This is a genomic window from Bathymodiolus platifrons methanotrophic gill symbiont (genome assembly GCF_002189065.1).
Lineage (GTDB): Bacteria > Pseudomonadota > Gammaproteobacteria > Methylococcales > Methylomonadaceae > Methyloprofundus.
The window spans coordinates 1-2,329 of sequence record NZ_BDMN01000369.1; the positions used below are offsets into that span (position 1 = coordinate 1).

Below are 2,329 nucleotides of genomic sequence, written 5' to 3' on the forward strand. Positions count from 1 at the left end.
TTGAAGCAGGACTACCTGGATGCGGGAAACCCTGTTATTAGTATGGATACCAAAAAGAAAGAGTTATTGGGTACTTTTTATCGTAATGGATCGCTCTATACACAAGCAGCCATTCAAACGAATGATCATGATTTCCCTAGCTCTGCAACAGGCAGTGTTATTCCTCATGGGTTTTATGACCTCAAACGAAACACAGGATATATCACGCTTGGAACGAGTCATGATACCAGTGAATTTGCCTGTGATAGCTTATTTCAATGGTGGGTAAACGAGGGTATTATTCATTATCCTAAAGCAAAATCATTGTTGATCCTTTGCGATGGTGGAGGGAGTAACAGCTCACGGCACTACATTCTTAAAGAAGATTTACAAAAGACTGCGAATGCACTTGGATTGGAAATTAGGATTGCCCACTATCCTCCTTATACCTCCAAGTATAATCCCATTGAACATCGTTTTTTTCCTCATGTGACTCGTGCTTGTGAAGGTGTTGTATTTGACTCGGTTGAAACAGTTAAAACATTGATTTCTAGAACATCAACGTCAAAAGGACTAACAACAATTGTTCACATACTCGACAAAATATACGAGACAGGACGAAAATATGCCGCTGACTTCAAAGAAATAATGCCGATTGTATTTGATACACATTTACCAAAATGGAATTACCGTGCAATTCCTCAAGAATAATTAATATCGGGAAGTTGTTTCGTGCTTATTCCTAAGTTAATGTGACAGGTATAGGATGTGCTGAGGCACGAAGCGCATCTTTAGGGGCTGATGCGTTTCCTGTCGTCAACACATCCTATGTTAATCAATTTAACTTAACGGCAGTGATGTTCTGTGTAAGAGTTCATAAATGTAGGTTGGACTTATGTCTAATCTACGCTCTGTTGTATTTAACTCAAGCTACAAAACCCGATTTATAAACGCTGAAATATCCGTAATTTCTTCAATACATAAGGAGTGTTGCATCGGATATTCATGCCAGCTAATAGGGTAATTCATTGCTTGTAAACGATTAAATGAATCTTTGGCAATTTGTGGGTAAACCACTGGATCCATTGTGCCATGTGCCATAAACACGGGTATTTCATTATTAGCCGTAGCTCGCTCTGTTTTAAGCTGCTCGGTAGTTGGCATATAGGTGGATAAGGCCATGATACCGGCTAGTTTTTGTGGATAGCGTAAGCCTGTATGCAAAGCAATAACGCCTCCCTGGGAAAAACCTGCCAGCAAAATGTTTTCTGCTTTAATGCCTTTGTCGATTTGTTGTTGAATAATTTGATCCAGTAATGCAGACGATTGATAAATATCATCCACGGCGACCTCTCTGTCCAGTGATGCTTCGAGTATGTCATACCAGGAACGCATTTGCATGCCACCATTAATAGTAACCGCCTGTACTGGTGCGTTCGGAAAAATAAAATTAATATGAGCCGCATTATTCAGCCTAAGCTCAGGCACAATACTTTCAAAATCGTGACCATCTGCCCCCAGGCCATGTAGCCAGATAACGGAATACTTTGGATTTGAAGTGGCTGGGATTTCTACGCAGCTAAGTGGTGAAGTCATAGTTATTGTTTATCTGCTTGTATTAGGTTTTTATTATATAGTGTTTTGCGTTGTTCTGCATGGCTTAAAATGGTGCGCCTTTCAGGTTCGCTTGCATAGGTCCAATCAGTGATTTCATTGATTAAACGAAAACAGCCTAAACAGACATCCTGATCATTCAGGGTACATTGGCGGATACAGGGGGAGTCAGTTTTTGAGTTTAGATGTTTATCCAGCAAAGCATTAATGTAGGTAATAGTCTTGGTACTATCCAGGTAATCGACAGGGGGAGTGTATATCTCATCTTTCAGGATAAGGAATGTGCACGAAATAACTTCCTGAAGCAGCCAAGCTTGAATAATGAAATATCTCCCCTAAATTAAGGTTATCTTAATTTATTACTCAGTGGTTGTCTTATGTCATTTCCTTATAAAAAAAATATCGAAAAGTCGATGAAGAAATTTTATGACTCACTTTGTGAAAAAAATAAGCGACGGTATGCCGCCATTGAAAGTGAAAAATTATCTCATGGTGGCGTTAACTATATTTCAGCTTTATTAGAGTGTGACCCAAAAACTATCCGCCAAGGAAAAAAAGAACTCACCGAATTAGAACTGGATATAACAGGAATCAGACAACCTGGAGGCGGTCGAAAAAAAAGACCTCTACCCCTGAATACAGTGGAATAGATCAAGACTTTTTAGATATTCTTCAACAGCATACAGCAGGCAATCCAATGAATTCATCTATTAGGTGGACTTATCTAAAGCCGCGT

4 protein-coding genes are annotated in these 2,329 nt (G+C 39.4%); 2 read left to right on the forward strand and 2 right to left on the reverse strand.

What is annotated here, in order from left to right:
* Positions 1-690 (forward strand): ISAzo13 family transposase (locus tag CDZ78_RS17710; RefSeq protein ID WP_167374386.1); only part of this gene is annotated, 690 nt, incomplete at its 5' end.
* A gap of 219 nt (positions 691-909) precedes the next feature.
* On the opposite strand, the gene CDZ78_RS17715 is transcribed toward CDZ78_RS17710, so the two are convergent.
* Positions 910-1,575: an alpha/beta hydrolase gene (locus tag CDZ78_RS17715; RefSeq protein ID WP_087871167.1), complete on the reverse strand. Its 666-nt coding sequence runs from the start codon at positions 1,573-1,575 to the stop codon at positions 910-912.
* A 2-nt stretch (positions 1,576-1,577) separates the two neighbouring features.
* Entirely contained in the window at positions 1,578-1,793 is a 216-nt protein-coding gene (locus CDZ78_RS17720) for a DUF1289 domain-containing protein (protein ID WP_230990738.1), read from the reverse strand.
* 177 nt (positions 1,794-1,970) lie between these two features.
* Between CDZ78_RS17720 and CDZ78_RS17725 the strand changes: the two genes are divergently transcribed.
* Entirely contained in the window at positions 1,971-2,243 is a 273-nt protein-coding gene (locus CDZ78_RS17725) for a hypothetical protein (RefSeq protein ID WP_087868120.1), read from the forward strand.
* The last annotated feature ends 86 nt before the right edge of the window (positions 2,244-2,329 follow it).